Origin of the sequence: Paenibacillus aurantiacus (assembly GCF_042431225.1) — a bacterium.
In the GTDB taxonomy this organism is placed as follows: domain Bacteria; phylum Bacillota; class Bacilli; order Paenibacillales; family Paenibacillaceae; genus Paenibacillus_Z; species Paenibacillus_Z aurantiacus.
This window is the reverse complement of sequence record NZ_JBHMDO010000002.1, coordinates 49,214-72,250: the sequence shown is the minus strand read 5'-3', so window position 1 is coordinate 72,250 and position 23,037 is coordinate 49,214. Positions and strand designations below refer to the sequence as shown.

16 protein-coding genes and 1 pseudogene are annotated in these 23,037 nt (G+C 59.0%); all 17 read left to right on the top strand.

Features of this window, described 5'->3' with window-relative positions; genetic code table 11:
• The first annotated feature begins 8 nt into the window (after positions 1-8).
• The 17 genes and pseudogenes from ACFFSY_RS00630 (at position 9) to ACFFSY_RS00550 (ending at position 22,921) form a co-directional block, all read left to right on the top strand.
• The gene (locus ACFFSY_RS00630; RefSeq protein ID WP_377488361.1) at positions 9-506 is read left to right on the top strand and encodes a hypothetical protein; all 498 of its coding nucleotides are present in this window, start codon (positions 9-11) and stop codon (positions 504-506) included.
• Between the two features lie 13 nt (positions 507-519).
• Positions 520-753, top strand: coding sequence for an EsaB/YukD family protein (locus tag ACFFSY_RS00625; RefSeq protein ID WP_377488358.1), 234 nt, complete (start codon positions 520-522; stop codon positions 751-753).
• A gap of 14 nt (positions 754-767) precedes the next feature.
• On the top strand, positions 768-1,583 hold the full coding sequence (locus ACFFSY_RS00620) for a DUF5050 domain-containing protein (protein WP_377488355.1): 816 nt from the start codon (positions 768-770) through the stop codon (positions 1,581-1,583).
• Between the two features lie 13 nt (positions 1,584-1,596).
• Entirely contained in the window at positions 1,597-5,448 is a 3,852-nt protein-coding gene (gene essC, locus ACFFSY_RS00615) for a type VII secretion protein EssC (protein ID WP_377488353.1), read from the top strand.
• 22 nt (positions 5,449-5,470) lie between these two features.
• Positions 5,471-5,806 carry a WXG100 family type VII secretion target gene (locus ACFFSY_RS00610; RefSeq protein WP_377488350.1) on the top strand — a complete coding sequence of 112 codons (336 nt, stop codon included), beginning with the start codon at positions 5,471-5,473 and terminating at the stop codon, positions 5,804-5,806.
• A gap of 369 nt (positions 5,807-6,175) precedes the next feature.
• Positions 6,176-6,475 (top strand): WXG100 family type VII secretion target, encoded by a 300-nt coding sequence (locus ACFFSY_RS00605; protein ID WP_377488347.1) that lies wholly within the window; start codon positions 6,176-6,178, stop codon positions 6,473-6,475.
• A gap of 90 nt (positions 6,476-6,565) precedes the next feature.
• Positions 6,566-7,999: a hypothetical protein gene (locus tag ACFFSY_RS00600; RefSeq protein WP_377488344.1), complete on the top strand. Its 1,434-nt coding sequence runs from the start codon at positions 6,566-6,568 to the stop codon at positions 7,997-7,999.
• 3 nt (positions 8,000-8,002) lie between these two features.
• Positions 8,003-8,815: a hypothetical protein gene (locus ACFFSY_RS00595; RefSeq protein ID WP_377488342.1), complete on the top strand. Its 813-nt coding sequence runs from the start codon at positions 8,003-8,005 to the stop codon at positions 8,813-8,815.
• A gap of 105 nt (positions 8,816-8,920) precedes the next feature.
• A complete protein-coding gene (locus ACFFSY_RS00590) occupies positions 8,921-9,697 on the top strand; it encodes a hypothetical protein (protein ID WP_377488339.1) in 777 nt (258 codons plus the stop codon).
• 24 nt (positions 9,698-9,721) lie between these two features.
• Positions 9,722-11,623, top strand: coding sequence for an Mbeg1-like protein (locus tag ACFFSY_RS00585; RefSeq protein ID WP_377488336.1), 1,902 nt, complete (start codon positions 9,722-9,724; stop codon positions 11,621-11,623).
• 62 nt (positions 11,624-11,685) lie between these two features.
• Positions 11,686-12,519 (top strand): hypothetical protein, encoded by an 834-nt coding sequence (locus ACFFSY_RS00580; protein ID WP_377488333.1) that lies wholly within the window; start codon positions 11,686-11,688, stop codon positions 12,517-12,519.
• Entirely contained in the window at positions 12,516-14,417 is a 1,902-nt protein-coding gene (locus ACFFSY_RS00575; RefSeq protein ID WP_377488330.1) for an Mbeg1-like protein, read from the top strand. The genes ACFFSY_RS00580 and ACFFSY_RS00575 overlap by 4 nt, the downstream gene beginning before the upstream one ends.
• 28 nt (positions 14,418-14,445) lie before the next feature.
• Positions 14,446-15,300 carry a copper amine oxidase N-terminal domain-containing protein gene (locus ACFFSY_RS00570; protein ID WP_377488327.1) on the top strand — a complete coding sequence of 285 codons (855 nt, stop codon included), beginning with the start codon at positions 14,446-14,448 and terminating at the stop codon, positions 15,298-15,300.
• A 9-nt stretch (positions 15,301-15,309) separates the two neighbouring features.
• Positions 15,310-18,078, top strand: coding sequence for a hypothetical protein (locus tag ACFFSY_RS00565; RefSeq protein ID WP_377488323.1), 2,769 nt, complete (start codon positions 15,310-15,312; stop codon positions 18,076-18,078).
• A gap of 445 nt (positions 18,079-18,523) precedes the next feature.
• Positions 18,524-18,640: pseudogene (locus ACFFSY_RS00560) on the top strand (DUF3934 family protein); the annotation flags it as partial.
• A gap of 266 nt (positions 18,641-18,906) precedes the next feature.
• On the top strand, positions 18,907-19,350 hold the full coding sequence (locus tag ACFFSY_RS00555; RefSeq protein WP_377488320.1) for a HEAT repeat domain-containing protein: 444 nt from the start codon (positions 18,907-18,909) through the stop codon (positions 19,348-19,350).
• A 283-nt stretch (positions 19,351-19,633) separates the two neighbouring features.
• Positions 19,634-22,921 carry an S-layer homology domain-containing protein gene (locus tag ACFFSY_RS00550; RefSeq protein ID WP_377488317.1) on the top strand — a complete coding sequence of 1,096 codons (3,288 nt, stop codon included), beginning with the start codon at positions 19,634-19,636 and terminating at the stop codon, positions 22,919-22,921.
• Positions 22,922-23,037: the final 116 nt, after the last annotated feature.

Here is a 23,037-nt window from a genome sequence, read left to right as displayed (position 1 = left end):
AACGCACCGTGAGAAATATGGCGATCGGCATCTTGCTGGTCATACTGGCTTCGATCCTCATCGAGCCGTTGGCGGAGCTGGCGAACGTGTTCCGGGAGCGGCTTACCGTCAGCACGGCCGTGAACAACGCGGTCCGCGCGGCGAAGGACCGAAGTCTCGAATACGAGCTGCTGCGCGGGCTGGATGCCAAGATCGACGAGAGCCGCTTCAAGGCGTATTTCGAGATCGCGTTCGAGGATGCGATGAACATGACCCGGACGGGCTCGGACGGGGACGCGATGATCTTCCGGTCGGACGACGGCAAGTATAACGATTTTCGGGTCGCGCTCGCGTTCGACGCGAAGGAGGACCTTGCGAGCGGGCAGACCGTGACCGAGGTGGACGTCACCGTCGAGTCGGATTACAAATTCAAGACGAAGTATCTCAAATTGGCGGAGGACGCGAACAAGGACGCCGGGTTCAAGCTGATCGCGGAGCGGAGCTTCGTGGTCTCCGTGAAGAACTAGGAGGGACGCGCGGATGGAGGATTACATCCTGGTAACGCTGGCGCCGGGCCGCCGGGCGAGCGTCGAGCTGAAGCTGCCGGCATTCGTCCCGCTGGGCGAGCTGCTCGGCATGCTGGGCGAGGCGCTGGATCTGCCGCTGGACGGGAGCGCCAAGCTGCAGGCGGAGCCGCTCGGCCGGGTGCTGGACAACAAGCGGACGCTGGAGCAGGAGGGCGTCGCCTGCGGCGCGCTGCTAACGGTGGTGTGAGAAGGAGCGAGGACATGTACGGCAATCGGAGTAACGGAGGGTTAATCGCAAGCGTCGGCGATGCGTTAATTGTCGGCGACGCGGGACGCTACAGCGGCACGTATATCGTCGAGCGGTTCGGCGATGCGCCGCGGCAGCTGCGCGAGGGCGTGTTCTGGTTCATGCAGGCCGACGCGGGGCGGCTGCTCTACAGCGATCAGCATCGCGGCAACCGGCTGTACCGGATGGACCTGGCGCAGCGGCGGGAGCAGCTGCTGCTGGACCGACCGTCCTACATGCCGCTGCTGGCGGACGACGGCATCTATTACGTCGACGAAGAAGATCAAGGGCTGTACCGCTGCGACCGCGAAGGGCGCGATGCGGAGCCGCTTATCCGGGAGCAGGTGCAAAGCTTCTTCCTAGAGGAAGACGCGATCTGGTATGCGACGCCGAAAGGCATCAAGCGGTGCGCAAGGGACGGCTCCGGCTCGGAGCTGATTGCGCAGGCGGCGGCCGCCTTCCTGCTGCCGGTCGGCGACTATCTCGCTTACGGGGATACGGATAACGGCAGCAGGCTGGCGCTGCTCGATCGGAGCAATGGCGAAGCCCATGCGGAGCGCACGATCGCGGTGACGAGCCTCAATACGGACGGGCGCTATCTGTACTGCGTCAACGCGCTCAGCGGCAATCATATTTACCGGTACGATCCGGTGCTGGGCAGCAGCTTCCGCATGAGCGGGGAGCGCGCGGACTATGTGCACATCATGGACCGCGACATCTACTACATGCACGGCGGCGCTTGGCGCAAGCTGTCCTTGGACGGCGGAGAACCGGCGCCAATCACGTTGTAAGGCAGGTATAGCGATGAAAACAGAATTTAGCCGGCAGCCCCGGTTCCTGCCGGAGCTGCCGAGAGGCGAGGTCGAGGTGCCGAACCCGCCGACGATGAGCGAGAAGCCGGAGATTTCCTGGTTCGGTCTGCTCGTGCCGCCAGCTGTCATGCTGGTCATTACGCTGCTGATCGCGATGACCTCGCAATCGATTTTCATGCTCATCTCGATCGCGACGACGGTGATGACCCTCATCGGCTCGCTAGCCGGGGCGGCTTCGCAGATTCGCAAATACAAGCGCAAGAAGAAGGAGCGGGAGGAGAAGTATCTCCAGTTCATCACCGATACGCGAAGCGAGCTGAGCGTCGCCCGGGAGCAGCAGGCCAAGGCGATGAACGAGATGCATCCCGAACCCGGCGAATGCGTGCGTCGCATCGCGGGAACGAGCAGCAAGCTGTGGGAGAAGACGCCGTCCGCCGGCGACTTCCTCTCGCTGCGGGTCGGGGTCGGCAGCGCGCCGATGGAGCTGCGGATCAACTATACGAAGCAGGCGATCATACTCGAATCGGACCCGCTCATCATGGAGCCGCAGCGGCTCGCCCGCGAATTCGAGCGCGTCCCGAACGTGCCGATCGCGGTCGATCTGATGAAGGCGGAGATTTGCGGCATCGCCGGCGAAGAGGAGAAGACGAGCGAGCTGCTGCGGCTGATGCTGCTGCAGGCGATCACTCACCACGGTTACGACGACGTTCGCCTCATTATTTTGACCAGCGGCGACAAGGTCGGCAAGTGGGAGTGGCTGAAATTCATTCCGCATGTGTGGGATGACGGCTATAATGTTCGCTTCCTGCTCGCGAATCAGGCGACGGCCCGCCAGACGCTGGGCGAGCTTCACGCGGTTCTGAAGGAGCGGGAGACGAAGAGCGTCGGCGGAAGCGTGCTGCCGCATTACGTGTTCGTCGTCGAAGATCCGTCGCTGCTGGAGAACGAGCAGATCGGCCGCTACTTATACAATGGCTGCGCGAAGCTCGGCGTCTCGACGATTTTCACCGCGCTTCATACGGCTTACCTGCCGATGAACTGCAAGACGGTCATTCATCTGCAGGGCAGAAGCGGGGAGCTGGCGAACCGGGCGACGGGCGAGAAAATCGTCTTCACCCCGGATAGCGCCGAATCGCTCGAGCTGGATCAGGCGGGCCGCGTGCTTGCGCCGCTGCGGCTGAAGAACACGTCCGCCGCGTTCGCGATTCCGCGCTCGGTCACGCTGCTGGAGATGCTGGAGGCGCGCGAGGCGAAGCAGGTTCATCTCGTGCACAACTGGCACAGGAACAAGACATACATGGGCATGCGCGTGCCGATTGGCGCGAGAGCCGGCGGGGAGCCGGTCTACCTCGACATGCACGAGACCGGCCACGGTCCGCATGGCTTGGTCGCGGGAACGACGGGCTCGGGCAAGAGCGAGCTGCTGCAGAGCATCATCGTCTCGCAAGCGGTTCATTTTCACCCGCATGACGTGAGCTTCGTGCTGATCGACTACAAGGGCGGCGGCATGGCCGACGCCTTCAAGGGGCTGCCGCATCTGGCGGGTACGATTACGAACTTGGGCGGCAACCAGACGACGCGGGCGCTGCTCTCGATCAAGAGCGAGCTGCTGCGCCGCCAGCGGATCTTCTCCGAGTTCGGCGTGAATAACATCGACAAGTACCAGAAGCTGTATTACAGCCGGCAGGACGGGCGGGCGATGGTGCCGATTCCGCACCTGATCATGATCGCCGACGAGTTCGCGGAGCTGAAGCAGGACCAGCCGGAGTTCATGAAGGAGCTCGTCAGCGCCGCGCGCGTAGGCCGAAGCCTCGGCGTCCATCTCGTGCTCGCGACGCAGAAGCCTGCGGGCGTCGTCGACGACCAAATTTGGAGTAACTCGAAGTTCAAAATTAGCTTGAAGGTGCAGGACGAGCAGGACAGCCGGGACGTCATCAAGCGGCCCGACGCGGCCATGATCAAGGAGCCGGGGTGCGCTTACCTGCAGGTCGGCAACGACGAGGTGTTCGAGCTGTTCCAGTCCGCCTACTCCGGCGCGGATTACGATCCGGACGGCGCGCTGCGCAAGAGCGAGAACCGGGCCAAGCGCATCTATAAGGTCGCTTGGAACGGCCGCCAAGAGCAGATCTACCCGCTGGCGGAGGAGAAGATCGTCAAGCACGAGCTGCCCTCCCAGCTGGATACGATGGTGCGGCACATTCGCGAGACGGCGGAAGAGCTGGGCATCGAACCGCTCGCCGGTCCGTGGCTGCCGCCGCTGCCGGAGACGCTCGATCTGGCGCCGCTTGCGGACGGCGGCTATGCCGACGGACGATGGCCGGCGCAGCCGAAGCTGCTGAGCGTGCCGGTCGGCCTGCTGGACGATCCGCGCGGACAGCGGCAGGAGCTGCTGGAGATCGACTTCGTCCAAGAGGGGAATCTGTTCGTGTACGGCAGTCCGGGCACGGGCAAGACCGTCTTCCTGCGCACGCTCTGCTTATCGCTGGCCCACCGGTATTCCCCGGAGGACGCGTACGTGTACATCATGGATTTCGGAGGCAACGCGCTCAAGTCGCTGGAGCGGCTGCCGCATGTCGGCGGCGTCATGACGCTCGAGCAGGAAGAGAAGATGGCGCAGTTCATGCTCTACATGGGCCGCACGATGGAGGAGCGCAAGCAGCTGTTCGAGGACGCGGGCGCGGACGGCTTCGCGGATTACCGGCAAGGCGGCCGGCAGCTGCCGGCGATCGTGCTGCTCATCGACAACTACTTCGCCTTGTCCGAGACGTACGAGGACATGGACGCGGAGCTGGTCGTGCTCGCCCGCGAAGGCGCGAAGTACGGCATCTATCTCGTAGCCACGGCGACCAACGCCACGCTCATCCGGTATAAGCTGTCCGTCAATTTCAAAATGGCGCTGACGTTCCAGCTGACGGAGAAGAGCGAATACGACGGCATCGTCGGCCGGACCGAGGGGCTCGAACCGGCGAAGATGCCAGGACGCGGTCTCATGCGCGGCAAGCCGCCGCTCGAATTCCAGGCCGCGCTGCCGGAGCTCGGCGAGCGGGGCACGGAAGCACTGATCGCCAAGTTCGAGGGTGCGGGCGCGCGGCGGGCGACGCCGATTCCGATGATGCCGGCGCGCATCGACATTCGCGAGCTGAACCAAGGCCGCACGGAGCTGGCGATCGCGCTCGGCAGTCACGACCTGCAGCCGGTCGTGCTCGATCTGCAGGCGACGCCGGTCGTCATGGTGGCCGGTGACGCGATGAGCGGCAAGAGCACGCTGCTCGTCTCCTGGATCAAGACGCTCCGGGAGCAGCAGCCGGACCTGACGGTGTACGCGCTCGATTCCGGTTCGATGGGCATCTACGAGCTGCTCGGCCAACCAGGCGTACGCGACCTGACCGCCGTGGAAGATATGTACGACTTCACCGGCGAGATCAAGGAGCTGCTGGATACGCGGCGCGGCGAGCTGCTTGCCTGCAAGCAGAGCGGCGGCAGCCGCGAGGACGTCGTCGCCGGCTGGAAGCAGATTGTATTCGTCATCGACCGGCTTAGCGAGCTGACCGGCAACGACATGTACGCCTTGCACGAGCTGCTCGAGCGCATCGTCAAGCAGGAGCGCGGCATGAAGATCGCGGTGATCGCGGCGGACAACACGTCGGATCTGGCGTCGAATTGGGATTCGCTCGGCAAGGCGATCCGCGAGGAACAGACCGGCGTGCTGCTCGGGCGCTTGAAGGAGCAGAATCTCTTCTCCGTGAATGTGCCGTACGGCGTGCAGGAGAAGCATACGGATTTCGGCACCGGCTATCTGGTCGTCAAGAACCGGTACACCGGGCTGAAATGCGCGACAATATAGCGACGAAAGGCGGGATGATCCCATGTCTGCAAGTCCTTCCGACATACGGAGAAACGCGCAAGCCATCGATCGCCTGGCCGCCGAGGTCAGGCAGGAAGCGGATCAGATCCGCTCGGCGTTCGGTCAATCGGAGCGCTTCTGGACCGGGACGGCCGCCAAGACGTTCCGCGCCGAGCAGCAGTCGCTGAATCAGGAGCTGACGGCGCTGGCGCGCAAGATCGAGGCGCTCGCCGGCGGCGTAGAGCGCGTCGCGAGCGAGGTGCAGCGCGCCGAGCAGGAGCGGGCCGAGAAGAAGCGCGCCGCGGAGCGCGCGGCCCAAGAAGCGCTGAAGCAGAAGCAGCAACAGCAGCGGCGGTAAGCGGCGGTCCGCTTGCGGGCAATACTGTCAGGTTAAGGGGAAACGTCCGCGATGAAGCCACCCGTTGCCTAAGTAGTCATGCAGACGCCCGCTGATGTCTTAGGAATGAATTCAAAACCCACTGAAGCCTTGTCCGACAGGACAATAGCGTGCCCAGCTCTTGCCAACCCGCCGACCGCGAACAATGTGCCAGCACGAAATAGGGAGTCCAGAGGGCAAAGTCCTCTGGTTCCCCTCAGCGGAGGGGGAAGGGGGAGGTCGCATTAAAAGTGGGGTCAAAGGGGCGCAGCCCTTCTTTACCTGACAGCATTGCGCTTGCGTGCGGAGCCGAGAGCGCAAGCCATATTCCATGAAGGGAGGTGAACATCCATGGCGGGCAACAATTTGACGTTTAATCCGGATCAGGCGCTTGGCGTAGCCAAGTCCATCTCGAGCAAAGCGAACAACGCGCAGACGCTGGTGAACCAACTGCAGAAGGAAATTCATGCGGTTAGCGGCTGGTGGCAGGGCGAATCGCAGACGGCGTTCGTCGAGCAATTCGACGGCCTGATGCCAAGCTTCAAGGAACTCATTCAATGCGTGGAGAACATCAGCAAGAACCTGACTCAAATCGCGAACATCAAGCAGCAGGCGGAGCAGGAAATGGCAGCGAAACTGCGCTCCCGATAAGCATCATCCACAAGGCAGGCGGCTATTCGTCCTGCCTTGTGATTTACTCCAGGATAGGATCGTCATCTAAACGAACGGTGGAGGGAACCCATGTTGGCGTTGACGGATAAACAATATTGGCTGCTGGCCGCCGCGGCGGACGCATTTCGGGCGTGTCTCGCGAATGGTAGCAGTATAAGGGAAATAATGGCGCGGCTGACGGGTGGTCCCACGGAGACGACGAATGTCGGTTCCGCGCACCGGGACGCGGAAGCGCTGCTGGCAGATGACTGCTTGAACCGGCTTGTCTTGGCAGACCGGATGACCTTCGGCGCGGCGGAAGCCTACGCCTTTCACGATGAATACGAGGATAGAATCTTTATCTTTACATATAAGACGGCCAGCGAAGCGGAAGCGCTGGCGCCGCTGTACGGCGCGGAGAGCAAGCTGCTCGCGGAGGCGAGCGCATTCTTGCGTCGGAACCGGGGCATGGGAAGCTACCGCGTCACCGGACGCGGAATCGGCGGGGCGCTGGCGGCTTATGCGGCGATGACGGCCGAGTCGGTCGAACAGGCGGGTGCGGACGTGCCGGTGCAAGCGTTGACCACGGCGGACACGGTGGTTTCCTCGGAGGCGCAAGCCATGACGGCGGCTTCTGCGGCGGAAGCCGAATGGAATAGGGCGAACGGTTCGGCGGCGTCCGTCGCGGTTCAAGGCGTTATTTTCGATGCGCCGGGCATTGCGAGTAAGCTTACCGATGAGCATCGCGAGAACGGCGGGCTCGTCCATTACGTCTCGCAAGACAGCTGGCTGGCAGCGATCGGCGCGCACGCCGGGGAGGTGCGTTTCGCGGCAGCCCTGGGCGACGAATCAGGTTCGAATGCAGCGCTAGCGCGAGATGGGGAGCCGTTCCGCTTCGGGCCGGACGGCCAGATTCTGACGGGCGAGCCTAGCGCGATCTATACGCTGCTCAGCCGGCTCCATCCGCTAACCGAAGCCGAAGCATCCACGCCGGCGTCCGAGCTGGTGATTGACGCCTTCGCGGAAGCGGCGGGGATCGAGCGCGAAGCCGAGGATCAGCCGAGCTTCGTGCTGCTAACGATGATGGAGCGGCTCACGATGGTGAGCGCGACGCTGGGGCTGGAGACCGTCAAGCAGCAGTTCGAGCGGCTCGTCTACCGTACGGTGCATGTGTGGAAGGAAGAAGCGGGCGCGCTGTTCCGTTCGGTTCCGCCGGAGGAGCTGGACGCGCGGCTCGAAGCCGCGAGCGCATCGTGCGCGAACGAGATCGCCCAGCTGACGGAGCAGGTCTACGCCAGGGTGGAGGCCGTCTTTAGCGCGCTTATTCTCGCGAATGGAGACGATACGAATCTCGTCGACCATTTGCAGCTGTCGCTGGAGCATTTCGCCGAGTGGCTGGAGGAACGCATGGATCGGTTGGAAGAAGAGATGGGCGCGCAGCTGGAGGCTTACGTGAGCGTGCCGGCGATCGATGATCTGCGCACGCCGGAGTTCGATTTTCATCTGGAGCTTGAAGAGGGGTAGTCCATGGGACGAAGTTCAAACAAGGCGGTGCTGCTCGTCGTTCTGATGGTATCGCTGCTGGGGCTGACGGGCTGCGGGTTGTCGAAAGACGCGCGCGCGGTCAAGAAGATCGAAGACACGCTGCAGGCGAAGTACGGCGAGGCGTTCGTGGTAGATGGGCTGGGCGGCGGCTTCGGCACGGCGGACGATAGTACGCTGAAAGCAACCGCTTATTTGAAAAGCGCCCCCAATACGCGGATCAGTGCCGAGATTACCAAGGATTTGAAGCAGGTCGTCGACGATTACGTGAATTTCAAGGTCGCCGAGGCCGCCAAACCGCCGATCGAAGCCATGGTGAAAGAGATATGGCCAGACGCTAAGATTACGGTCAGCAATGACGCGGGCTGGAACGACGAGAACGAGACGGACACGAGCATGTCCTACGAGGAATTTCTGAAGCTGCATCCGGAGAATTGGCAACTGGTGCAAGTCTTCTTGTCTGCAGTGAGTTACGTGGATGAGCAAGGCGGCATGAACCAAGAAGCGGAAATCCGCAAATTTCGCCAATTGGCGGAGCGCTTGAAGGCAAGCAAGTACCTGCGAAGCCATGTTGGCTTCTTCTACTTGTCTCCGGATGCCTATAATCGCTTCGAAGAAGCCGAGAGATCGGAACTCAGCGTGCTGAACTTTTATCACGATGAGGAAGAGAAGGATGACAAAGTCAATTTTGTGACCGGCATATCTTTCGATCTGGACGAAAACGGCGCGATGTCTAAGGACACGGAAGCTTTTGACAAACAATTCGCGCGCTGGAAAGACGTGCGGGAGACGAATTGAACCGGTCATTTCCGATTCTCGCGAGCGAGAGGAATATCATTTTGAGCCCGGAGCGTGATTAAGCCCATGAACCATCATTCTAGAAAGGCGGTGTTAACGATCATAATGTTATTAACCGTGCTCGGCCTGTTCGGCTGCGGTGGGTCGACAGACAAGCGGGCGGCCGAGAAAATCGAAGAAGCGCTGCAGGCGAAATACGGCGAGGAGTTCGTGGTAGAGGGGCTGGGCGGCGGCTACAGCACGATGAGCAACAACAGGTTGAAGGCGGTCGTCTATCCGAAGAACGCGCCGAATACGAGAGTGAACGTACAGATTACGAAGGATTTGAAGCAGGTCTATGACGACTATGTAAACATCAAGGTTGCTCAAGCCGCGAAAGGGCCAATTGAACACATCGTGAAAGCGCTATGGCCGGACGGCAAAGTCTCGATTACCAATGATGCGGGGTTAAACGATGCGGATGATAAGGACACGAGCATGTCCTATGAGGAATTCGTAAAGCTTCATCCGGAGAATTGGCAGTTGGTCTATGTGTTCCTGAACAGCGCCGATTATATGGATGCTCAAGGTCGAATGAATCAGGAAGCGGAAATTCAGAAGTTCGATCGGTTGGCTCGACAATTATCGGCCAGCAAGTATCTCCGAAGCAGTATTGGCGTGTATTATTTGACTCCGGAAGCCTATAGTCTGTTTGAAGAAGCGGAGCGTTCTAAGACGAGCGTGTTGAATTATTACGACGATTTAAAAGAGAAGGATGGCAAAGTTAGTTTGGTAACCGGCATTACCTACGATCTGGCCGATAACGGCGGACCTTCAAAAGACAAAGCGGCTTTTGACGAACAGTTCGAGCTTTGGAAGAACGTTCGCGAGGCGATTAAATAGCGCCAAAGCGAGAGGAGCGCGACCATGACGATTGCGGCGGACACGAAGAACTCGGATAAGATCACGTTAACCGAGAACGAGCTGCGACAGCTCTCTCAGATCGCCTACTTGGACATTAAGGGAGAGACCGGGAGCGGCACGGCATTAAAGATACAAGGCGAGTACTTCGGTAAGAACGAACAACTCAGCTTGGGGTACCTTATCGATTATTATACGAAGGACCAACAAGGAATCGACCGGCTCGAGGAGCGGTTTGGCGAGGAAGAGGCTAAGCGCTATAGGGATACGCTGGAGGATCTGAATACCGATACGCATAGGGAGTGGCAGATATCCAACGTCGTCTCCCATAACGAAGTGGATGAGTCCGGTTTCGTGGCGATGACTGTCACAACCGGAACGACCAAGGACCCGGGCCCGAAGGTCGCCGTCTTCCGGGGCAGCGAGCCGATCGAGAATCCGCTCTATTGGAACGACTGGAAGAATAACCTCTCCACCTCCTATGCGGACGAATCCATTCAACAGGCGGAAGCGGAAGCTTATTTGGAGAACTTTGCGGAATACGATGGCAAGCTCTATATGACGGGTCATTCTTTGGGCGGAAACTTAGCGTTGTATGCTTCCTTTATCCTGCCGGAAGGGCAGAAGGATCAGTTGGTTACGGCCACGACCTTCAACGCCCCGGGCTTCAACCGCGGCGTGCTGACGGAATACGCAGACCGGATCGCCGAGCTGAACCGGACTGGCCGGATTACCGAGATCCGCAACGTGCAGGACATCGTGCCGGCCTTGTTCTATAACCCTTCGGAAGGGGTCTACATCAAGACGAAGGGGACAGGGCACGGGTTTGAGCATCATTCAATGTTCAACCTGGCGTTCGATGAGGCAACGGGCGAGTTCGTCGAGTCGGACGTGCAAAGCGGCACGGCGGTACCAAAGGCGATCCATAACCTGACGGCGAAGTTCGAGGATCTCCCCGAAGTGGTGCGGCAGTATGTCTGCGGAGAAATCTTCAAGCTGATGGACGGGCGCTTCCACGAGAGCCATGTGCTCAAGCTGCTGTCCATGATCCCGGGTCCGGGCGCCGTGGTGGCCGTAGTCTCCCAGATTACCCGGGTGCTCGAGTTGTTGTCGGCGCTGCGGGCTATGATCGAAGGCATCATTCCGTGGCTCGAAGGCAAGATCGCGGACGTCAAGGCAATCATGGCGACCTTCTGGAAGGAGAGCGTCGAGACGATTAAGGCCATTACGACGGAAGTCATGGAAGCGGCAGGCCTGATCAAGAACCAGATCGAATCGCTCGCCAAGCAGGTGAAGGAGGCCGTAACCGGCTTTATGAGCAGGCTCAAGGACAGCTTCGACAAGTTCGTCGACGACGCGATTACGGCCGTCCAAGCCAAATGGGATGCCATCATCCAAGCCAAGGACAACGCGGTACGGAAGATCGGCGACGTGTTCCGAAGCGTGAAGGCGACGATCAAGCAGGAGAAGGACGCGTTCGTCGCGGGCGTGAAGTCGTTCAAGGACCGCATCGTCGGCCGAGCGAAGGCGGGTCTTGCGAAGACGGTCGGCACGATCGCCGCGGCGGCCTCGGGCGTGGCGCGGGGCGCGACGATTTTGGCCCATCTCGACCAATTGGAGGACTTGCACCGGACGCTGCAGCGCAAGGAGGAACGGCTCGCAGAGCTGGCCGGGCGCGCGCTGTCCGTCGCATCCGGCGTCACGTCGGGCGTAGGCGGAAGCTATAGCGAATATTACGTGCAGACTCAGCTTCGGCAGGTGCAAAGCCTGTGCGACGCGGTACGGACCGAGCAGCGGCGGGTATCCGAATCGCTGGCGCATTACGCCAAGGGCTTGAAGTTTACGCTGGACAAATACCGGACGATGGAGGCGAAGCTTGCATCCATGTCGCTCGCGGCGCTGCGCTAATCGGCGGCCGTACGGCGGTACGGCTTACCCGCGAAGATGGTTCATCAGAAGGAGGCGTTATCATGAAACAATTCTATAAAAAGGCGGTGATCGGCATGCTGCTCGTATCGATGCTGGGCTTGATCGGCTGCGGCGATTCGAAGGACGAGAAGGCCGTGAAGAAAATCGAAGAGGCGCTGCAGGCCAAATACGGCGAAGCGTTCGAGGTCGAAGGCTTGGGCGGCGGCTTCGGCACGATGAATAGCAACACGCTTAAGGCGGTTGTCCATCCGGCTGGCGATCCATCCCTCAAGGTATCGGTGGAGATTACGAAAGATTTGAAACAGGTGTACGACAAGTATGTGAACGAGAAGCTCGCGCGAGCGGCGCGGGAGCCGATTGGCGAATTGGCCAAGGGAATCTGGGGCGACAGCCGCATCGAGGTGGCGAACGACACGGGCTTGACCTACCCCGAGGAGGCGGATACGTCGATGTCCTACGCGGACTTCATTAAGCGGTATCCGAACAACTGGCAGATCGTCAGCGTGTACCTCGACGGCAGCGCGTACATCGACGGGAAGGGCGACCTGAACGCGGAGGAAGAGATCGCCCGCTATGGACAATTCGCCGAGGAGCTGAAGGAGAAGGGCTATTTCCGCAGCAGCGTCTACATTAGCTATCTAACGCCGGAAGCGTATGCGAAATTCGATGAGCTGGCTAAGGAAACGAAGGCCGTCGGTCTGCTGCTGAGCGACGAGCAGGAGAATGACGGCACGCTGAACGTGCTGACAATCTCCGGGTTCAAAATTTATGAGGATGGCCGGGTGGATGCGACGAAGGCGCAATTCCAAGCGGATTTCGACCGCTGGCAAGGGGAGAGGCAGCAGGGCGCGCAGCGGACGGGAGCGTCCGAATGAGCGGCGGGCTGAGCGAGAACGAGCTGCGGCAGCTCGCCCAGCTGGTGTATCTGGACGTCAAGGGCACGCACAATGGCGAAATTTTGGACATTCAGTGGAAATACGCGGCGAACAAGCAGATTACCGTCGGCCAGTTGATCGATTTCTACACCGGCACGGGCGAGTTTGCGAACACGACGCAGGGCATCGATAAGCTGAAGGAGCGGTTCGCGAGCGATTTGAACGGCAAGAACGAGTACGAGCACTGGCTCGAGATGCTGAACAAGATGGACCGCACCGAATCCGCGAACTGGGTCATATCCGACGTTGTCTCCAAGAACAAGCAGGAGGAATCGGGCTTCGTTGCCTTCACCGTCACCACGACGAAGAGCGAGAAGGTCGCCGTCTTCCGGGGCAGCGAGCCGATTGACGATCCACTGTATCGCAACGACTGGAAGAACAACGGCACGACGGCGTATATCGACGAATCCGTGCAGCAGAAGGATGCGGAAGCGTACATGTCGCGGTTCAACAACTATAACGGCGACCTGTATTTGACCGGCCATTCCCTGGGCGGGAATTTGGCGCTCTACTCCTCCTTTATTTTGCCGGACGACCTGCGCAAGCATCTTATTACGGCCACGACCTTCAACGCGCCGGGCTTCAACCGCGGCGTGCTGGATAAGTATGCTTCCCAGATCGCGGAGATGAACGAGAACGGCCAGATCCGAGAGTTCCGCAATCGCCATGACATCGTGCCGGCCTTGTTCAGTAACCCGTCGGCGGGCATCTACATCGACACGCTGGCCACGGGGGTAGGGTTCGCGCATCACTCCATGTTCTCCCTGATGATGAACGGAGACGGCGAGACGTTCAAGCGGTCCGATAAGCAGAGCGGCGCCTTCGTCCCCCGCTTCATTCAGAACTTAACCGTAGGGCTGGAGGTCGTGCCGGCGCGCGTGAAGGAGCTGCTGCTGCAGGAGGCGTTCAAAATGTGGGACGGTCGCTTCGAGATTCAGCATTTCATCATCGGCGGACTCGCCCTCATCGGCCTTGTCGCCGGCGGTCCGGCAGTCGTCGTGACCGCGCTGCTGGGCGTCGTTCGCGCCGTGGTGGCGCTCGTCGTCATCGGCTTCGTGCTGAACACCGTAATCCCGATGCTCCAGAAGGGACTCGAGCGGCTGAAGGAGCTGGCTGTCACATTCTTCAACGAAGCGGTCGATTTCATTACGGAGACGGTGCAGAGGGTGGTCGAGATGGCCAATCTCATCGGCGATCAGATCGTCGATTTCGCCAAGAAGGTGAAGGATGCGGTCACCGGGTTCATGACCAAGCTGAAGGACGGCCTGACCAAGTTCATCAATGATACGATTACCGCGGTCAAAGCCAAGTGGGATGCGCTCGTCCGGGCGAAGGACGCCGCCGTTCGGAAGATCGGCGATGTGTTCGGCAAAGTGAAGGCGAAGATCAAGCAGGATAAGGACGAGTTCATCGCGGGCGTCAAGTCGTTCAAGAACAAGCTGATCGGCAAGGCCAAATCGGGCCTCACGAAGACCATTGGCAAGATCGCCGCGGCGGCAGCCGGTGTCGCCCGAGGCGCACGGATTCTCGCCAATCTCGATCAGCTCGAGAGCCTGCACCGGACGCTGCAGCGCAAGGAAGAACGGCTCGAGGAGCTCGCCGAGCGGGCGCTGTCCATCGCGTCGGGCGTATCGTCCGGCGTGGGTAGAAGCTACAACGAATATTACGTCCAAAATCAGATTCGCCAGGTGCAAAGCCTATGCGACGCGGTGCGGACGGAGAAGCGGCGGGTCGCCGAATCGATGGCGCATTACGCCAAAGGTTTGAAATTTACGCTCGATAAATACCGGACAATGGAGGCCAAGCTCGTCAGCCTGTCGCGCGCGGCCCTTCGTTAACCGAGGAGACTAGGAGGAATACGACACAATGAAACGCTTTTCTTTCGCACTTATCATCGCTGCAATGATGTTCACCATCGTGGGCATGCCGGCCGCGCAGGCCGCATCTCCGCTTCCGCTTCGCGTCGTCGTGAACGGCGCGAAGATCCAGTTCCCGGATGCGCAGCCGTTCGCCGACGCGAACCAGCGGGTGCAAATCCCGATCCGTTTCGTCAGCGAGGCGCTCGGCGCCAAGGTCGCATGGAACGGCACGACCAAGAAGGCGGCGATCAGCCTGAAGACGACGTCGCTGGTTATTACGATCGGCAAGCGCAGCTACACGCTGAACGGCGCGGCCAAGCAGATGGACACCGTCGCGCTAACGCGCAACCAGCGGACGTTCGTGCCGCTGCGTTTCGTCAGCGAAGGCCTCGGGGCCGTCGTGCAATGGGATGCCGACGCGCGCACCGTGTACATCAACACGGACGGCAAGACGCCGGTGAAGGAGGCGCCGAGCGATGGGAATACGAAGGAAGCGACGGTGCATGGGGCGACGTTTAATTACCAGGAGATGGGCAAAAGCATCGATCCGACCTATGTAACGAATGCCCAGCTGCGCATTTCGAAGTATGAGAATACGGGCGAGAAAGACCAGATTTTCATGGACCTCGCCATTAGCTTTACGCACGAAGATGCCGATCCGGCGGAAGCAATGGACGAGGCGGAGGCAATCCTGCTGCAGAAGCTGGAGAGCAAGACGGTCGAGAAGATCATGGCGTTTGTTCGGACGAAGAGCAAGCGGGAGCAGGAACTCAACTTCACGACATTTAGCGATGCGAAATATACGGTGTACGTGGGCTCCCAAGCGTACGCGGACATCGGCATTTCGATCGCGAACAAATAGGTGGGCAGCATGAAGAAAGTACTATCTCTACTGCTTGCCGTCGCGCTAACGGGCGTATCCGGACTATCCGCGCCGCCCATCGGTCATGCCGAAGAGGCGACGGAGAGCGTTCCGAAGACGGTGGACGAGGCGCTTGCCCGTATCAATAAGGACATGAACGAGCTTTACGGTATGAGTAAGGAGCATTTTCCAAAGTCATCTACAGACGGTTCGTTGCGTACGGACCTGCTTAGCAAGCATCTAGCCGATCAGAATTTCGAAGTGGTTTATGGCGGCGACCATGGCGACTATATACGTCACAATAACCAGTGGATGCACGAGTATTCCGGTTATACGCTGAACGGCGTGTCCGTATCGACAGAGGGCTTCCCATGGCATGCGGGCTGGAGCGGGACGAAAATTCAAAACTTCGACATGATCAAAGCGCCTTGGAACGATTCGAGGGTCAAAAGCAAGTACAAAATCATGAAAGGCGCCTTTGACCGCTACCAAGACCCGAGCAACCCTTTTCTAGCGAATTCAAACGGCACCTTCGAGAAATCGATCCTGACCGGATTGAATGAGAGCTATGCCGGCAGAAGATACGCCGAGTTCATGTATGAGGGGAAAAGGCCGAAAAACGAAGACATGCTCACCTGGTTCGTCTATGACAAGGATCAGAAGCCGAAGAATGGCGGTAACTGGTACGATTACGTGCAGGTGCTTCAGCCGCCGACCTTTTATTCGTGGGGAATAGGACGAATCTATATCGACAATACCCCCGACCCCATCACGTATCTCGGTATTCCGATCGCGCCATTCGTGCTGCAGGAACGCGTGAACGACCTGTCGGCGCATTTCGAATCGCTGCCGTCGGGGGCTATCGAAGGGCAAGAGGTGCGCGTCGCCGTCAAGGTCAAATCAACCTTCGACGAGCCGCAGACGACCGATTTCGCCTGGAGCATCACGAGAGCGGACGGGCGCGAGATGGCGGCCGTGTTCGACGGCAATGGCGGTTCCGCGAAGAGCGGGGAGGTCACGTTGTCGGCCGGCGGTCAGAAAATTTTCTACGTGACCTTCTCCATGCCTCCAAGCAACGTCGCCATCAAGTTCGCGGTGAACGCGAATAATGATTCGCCGAAGGAAGCGTATTACGACAATAACAAGGTCGACTCCGGCACGTCAGCGGTTCGGCTGGTGACGGCGATGCCGAAGACGGTCGGCGAGTTCGACCTAGATTATAACGTGCTCAGCCGGGATGTGCAGTACCCGCTAGCGAACGGGGCCGACATCGTAGCACAGTTGACCCTCCCGCCGAGCTCCTATTGGGATGGGAACGCAACAGGCTCGTTAGACGTCTCGAGCCAGGCGCCAAGCCTGTTCCGCAATTTTCAGGTAGGCAATAATGCGGCGGTGAACGAAGCCAGTGCGACGATTACCCGCAATCCGATTATTAGCTCTACCTTGCGAAGGGTCGATTTCGGCGATAACCCCCTGCAGCACGGGTGGTTGAACAATTCGTCGCCGACCGCTCCGCGTTCGAAGAGCGGCACGGTGTCGTTCAGCGGCACCGTCAGCCGGAACTATATTCACGAGTACGAAGAATGCTCGTCCACGACGGACTCGGATGGCGTGTCTCACCGTACCTGCGAAACGAAGCAGGAGCACGGCTCGACGGACGCGCCGTTCACGCCGGGCGAAGACGAGCGGAAGATCAACGTCTACGTCTACAACGGCCGCACGACGGTGCCGGCCAAGGACTATAAGGACCAGATCGACACGAACGCCATCACGTCGCTGACCCGCAAGCTGTGGTGGACGAGCGAGCCGTACAAATTCGACGTCATCCGCTGGATGGCGCATCAGAAGACGGACGGCTCGCTCACGAACTGGACGGCCGTGCCGGGACAATTCCAGCGGACGTTCACGCAGCAGGCGACCGGGGACATCAAGTGGACGAAGACGGTGCCGCAGGCGAAGGCGTACGAAGCGTCGCGCGCGGCAGCCGCGAAGAAGCAGAACGTGAAGGCGCAGTACGATCGGGCCGTCTTCGCGACGGATCGCGAGCTGCAGAGGCACGCGTACCCGGTCAAGGCGGGGTACTACTTCAACCCGGGCGGCGAGTATACGTTCACGGTCGAGACCGTCACGTACAAGACGACACGGGACGACACGCGGGATCATAAAGATCTCGTGGACGCGGTCATCGACTCCTTCCGCTACGAGACGGACCTCATGTTCGTCAACAGCAAGAAGCAGGCCGTAAACCTCGCGAACGAGGCGCTGCCGGTTCGAGGCCAGAAGCTCGGCAGACAGGTGGCGACGCTGACGGCTGCCGCGCCGAAGGGCGTCGATGCGATGACGCTGCTGACCGTTCGCGATCGCGGCACGGATGCCTCCCGCTACACGAAGGAAGTCGTCGAGCTGCAGCATGCCGAGACAAGCCAAGGCGACACGCATCCGTTCTGGAAGAACATTCTCGAAGGGTATGGCGAATCCGAGACCTCTGGCAGCGACAAGTACTTCAAGTACCAGGAGTTCGTGAAGAACGGCCAGCACATGTACAAAATCACGGAGAAGACCACCGTCACGATCGCGATCAATCCGCAGAACCTGCGGGTGTACACGAACGTGAGCATGCCGGACGGCGAGTATTACGTCAAGGCGTGGATTGGCGACGTCGAGTTATCCCAGCAGCCGCATGCTTACAAGGGCTTGGGTAAGCTGGTCGGCATTAAGCCGCTCGACGAGATCAAGGTCAACGTGGTCGGCTCGATGTACGATGATTTGAATAACTAGCGCTTGCGACCCGCGAGCGTTCGGAAGCCCCTGCCGGGAGAGCGGGGGCTTCTCGTCGTTGGCGCCGCTTGCGGGTGCCGATCACGGTCAATGCTGTCAGGTTAAGCGCGTCGGGACGGAGGGGGAAGAGCGGTCGGAGCGTTGGCGTGGAGATGGAACAGCGCCAACGGTCGCCCACACCAACCGCAGAACCGAGGATTTTTCATCCGAATGCCCCCTCTTAACCAGACAGCATTCCGATCATTGTCCCCAGTTACGCGGTACCGGCCAGCCTTGCGGTGGGCGTCTAAATCCGATTGTCCGTCGATCGCCGTTAAAATCCCGCTCGTCGTGTTATAATGGAGAATAATGCGGCCAACCGGGCTTGCGAGAGCGGATTCCTGTGGTAAAGTAGGGAATGGCCCTAAGCGGCGTGTAATAAGGAAGTTCATAACGGAGTGATGAGTTGAGCAAAGCAAAAGGCACGGGACAAGGAACCGGCAAGAAAGGCTGGAACCGTTGGCAGAAGAGCGCGAACAAGGCAGCGAATGCGCCCAAGCCCTACAAGAGCAAAGGCACGAAGCCGGGAAGCGCCGATTCGGCGGGAGCAGCGGCAGCCGGGGGCGCCAAGAAGACGGCGCCAGGCGCAGGCGTGAAGAGATCAGCCGGAGCGGTGAAGACGGCAGGCGTGAAGAAAGAGAAGCCAGCGGCGGAAGCGTCATCACCCGCGCATGGCAGCAATCGCAGATCGCTGGAAGCGCGCGGTGCGGCGGCTAAGCCGATGTCCACGCGAGACCGGAACGACGGATAACCTTTATTTTAATCGATAGATAGGATGGGAAGAAAACAATGAGCCAAGTAGACATTACAATCGGGCTGCCGGAGAACTACGAGCAGCTGAAGACGTCCTCGAACCGGTCGTCCAACTGGCGCGAGCGCCTGTCGGCGGTGGAAGAGCTGGGCAAGTGGGAACACGCGAAGATCATGGATATTTTGAACCACCGGATGAACAACGACCTCGTCTACGCGGTGCAGGAGGCGGCTTACCGCCAGCTGCAGCTGCTTGGCGAATCGCCGCAGAAGCCGGCGCGCCGCAAGGGCGAGCTGTTCAAGGGCGTGAACAAAGTCCTTCTTCGCGTCAAGAAGAGCCTGCCTGCCGGCCATTCGTATGAGGAATTCAAGGACAAGCTGAAGCGGATGCGCGAGGACATCTATGATACGTACGAAGGCGACAAAGGCGACGAGTTCGACGCGTGGCTGCAGGGCGTATGGAGTTCGCTCGGTTCGAAGTAATTCATTAACGGCATAACGAAACACCTGTTTCTGATTTCGGAGACAGGTGTTTTTGCGTTGGATTATGAGATGGATCGTACAGGCGCCGAACCGAAGAGATAGGCGATTGGATCTGCGTCTTTCTGCCTGATTTCGGACTTAAGTCTAGTTAAAGTTTTCTTAAAGATGCTTTCCTACCAGTAATTGGATTGAATTCTAGGAGTATTGTCATATAATGAAAGCTGTTGTAAAAAGCTGTCGAGTGCAATCTTTTATTTTCAGACAGAGAGGGAGTCAGACAAGCATGCGGCATTCATTCAAGAAATGGTCTTCGATAACGATGGGGGCATTACTCCTGTTGACCTCGGCGACGGCGTCCGTAGCGGGGGCCGCGCCGGAATCGGCGGCTAAGCTGGCATCGGCTGCCGCCTTCAAGGATGTGCAAGCACATTGGGCGAAGAGCGCGATCGACAAGTGGAGCGAGAGGGGCATCGTCACCGGCTATGAAGGCGCATTCCGTCCGAATGACGCGGTGACACGGGCGGAATTCGCGATCATGCTGGACAATGTGATCCGTTACGTCGAAGCGGGGGACAATGCTTTCGCGGATCTGCCTTCGGCAAAATGGTATACGCCGGCCATGCTGAAGCTGAGCAAGGCTGGTGTCATGAACGGCACGGAAGGCAAAGCGATGCCCGAGCGCGAAATTACGCGCCAAGAAGCAGCGGTCATGCTGGCACAAGCGTTCAGTATTAGCAGCGGGGCAGCTTCGGTCGCATTTAAGGATGAGGCGGATATTGCCGGCTGGGCGAAAGATGCCGTGCAAGCGCTGGCGGCTCATCATATCGTAAGCGGCACGCCGGATGGCGGCTTCAAGCCGCAAGCGGAACTGACCCGGGCAGAGGCAGTTACGTTCCTGAACAATTTCATGCAGGAGCTTATCGCGAAGCCTGGAGAATATGCTCAAGATGTACAAGGTAACCTGGTCGTGAACACACCGGGCGTTGTGCTGAAGGACATGAAGATTGCCGGGAACCTCTATATCACCCAAGGCGTCGGCGAAGGCGAAGTGACGCTGAATAACGTACAAATCGGCGGCTCCGTTGTCGTGCGTGGCGGCGGCGAGCACTCGATTATTTTCAATAGCGTGGACGTGAAGGGCGCGCTCGTCGTCAACAAGAACAACGGTAAAATCCGCATTCTTGCGACAGGCAGCACGTCCGTCTCGGTCACCAAGCTGGAGAGCGGCGCCTTGGTCGTGACCAAAGAACTGACCGGCGGCGGATTCGAAAGCATCGAAATTACGGCAGAAGTCGCGGCAGGACAAGAGATTGTGCTGGACGGCAATTTCAATAAAGTGACGAATCAGTCGGATTCGGCCGTGCTGACGGCGAACGGCAAGATTAAAGAGCTGGTAGCGGCCGTGGATACGAAAATCAAAGGCGATGTCGTGGTCGACACCGTGAAATCGGATGAAGGCGTAAGCGCCTCCGTCAATGATAAGCCGGTTCAATCCTCGACTGGCGCTGGCTCGACGAGCGGAGGGGCGTCCAATAGCGGCGGTACTTCCAGCGGTGGCGGGTCGTCCAGCGGCGGTGGATCGTCCAATGGCGGCGGTTCGTCCAGCGGCGGCGGAACGGCTACGGTCGCGGTAACGGGCATCTCGATCAACGAGAAGGACGTCACCCTTGCCGCAGGCGGCACGAAGCAGCTGACGGTTGCCTTCCAGCCTGAGAATGCAACCAACAAGGAAGTCACCTGGGAAGTGGTCGACAACAGCGCCGACGTGGTGACCGTAAGCCAGAGTGGACTTCTGACCGCGGTGAGCGCAGGCACGAAGACCGTCAAGGCTGTCTCCAAAGACGGCGGCAAGACGGCCGAGATTATAGTCACGGTCGCGGCCCAAGGCGAAGCGACGGCTGACGCCGTGTTTGCCGCGATCGAGAGCGCATATTTGGGTCAGAACGCCGACAGCTCGAATGTCGTCTCGAATCTGAGCCTGATGACGACGCTGAGCGCATTCCCGGGCGTTACGATCGCTTGGCAATCGGACAACACGGCCGCGATTGCGAATAACGGCACGGTGACGAGAGACGAGAAGAACGATCGCATCGTTAAGCTGACGGCAACTCTTGGCGGTACGATGACGGGCTCCAAGAATTTCGAGCTTATTGTGCGCGCCAACGGCACGGACCAAGTCGAACAAGGCGACTACATTGATTCCTACTTCGCGCCAGGTTATCCGCAAGCATTCGTGAAAGACGGCACGATTCACGTGCGGTATAAACTGAATGCGCCGGCGGAGCTGTATATGGTGGTCAACGCGATTAACGGCCATATCGAGTCTGACGTCAAAGCCGTTTTGGAAGGTCATGCAGGAGAAGGGTTTATCGTTTGGGCTGACAATTGGCCGTATTTTAAAATCGGAGCGGAAGATGTCGGCGTCGTCAAGGAATTCGATACACAGGCCACGCTGCATAATACGGATGCGCGGTTGGAATTCGTCATTCGCGATACCAGCAAGAATTATACGTCGAGCCAAGTGACGACCATTCTGTTTGACAAAGATGTCGTGGGCGCGCTGGATGAATATCCGCCGACCACATACAGCGCATTCATTAATGATGCTTCATCGACAATCTACTTGTATTACAGCGAACATCTGGATACGAACAGTCTGCCTCAGGCGACCGATTACCGTCTGAATCATGGACAGGTCGACAGGGTGGAGCTGTACAATTATGAAGATCAGTATGGCATGTATCTGTCCTATGCGAAGCTGTCGGTAAGCGGTATACAAGCCGGAGATAAAGCCGATCTGCGCTTGTCCTACAGCGGCAATGCGGTGCAAGATCAGACGGATGCTCATAACAAAGCGGCAACGTTCGTTGAGCGTAAAGTATACGAGGCACAAGAGAAAATCGAACGCGCGACGATCAGCGGGGACCGCAAATCGATGATTCTCGACATTACGCCAGGCTGGTTCGAGAAAGATAACCGCGCGGTCAAAAGCTATGATCCAACGCTCTTTAAAGTGACCATCGAAGGCGGCGGCGAATATACGCCAGTCTCGGCTGCCTATAGTTACAGCCCAACGGAGCTCAGCTATACGTTGAAGTTCGCCGAACCGCTTCCTGCGGGCAAAGCAAGCGTAACGATGCGCACGGCCGGAATCAAGAACTGGGCGCTCGATCTCTATCCGGATGAACTCAGTTTCGCTAATGTCGCGGCATTCCCGCTGCCGGGCACGCCGACGGCTGCTTACGCAAATGGTCAGATCACGCTCTCGTTCGCGCCGGGGTTCCAATTTAACTACAGCAGCAGCGCCGCTGGCTTGGTCCTTCAGGTAGACGGCGTGGAGTACGCGCTTCGCGGCTTCATTGCACGGCCGTATTATGAGAATAACGGTTACTCGAATAAGCTGCTCATTGATTTGAACGACACCTATTCGGCTCATTTCAAACAGGCCGTAGAAGCAGGCGCATCGATCCAAATCAAGTATGTGAAGACAAACGGCGATGACAGCGCGCAATTGAATGACGTCGCGGGATCGCTGCTGCCTGATTTCGATTACGTTACGGTTACGAAATAATTCGGCAAGATGAACGGCGTCGCGTAATAAGCGAGCCGGGATAAAAAAATGGCAAAAGCGGCCTTGGTCCAGATTCGATCGGACGAAGGCCGTTTTTTTTTTATGTCTCGGTGACC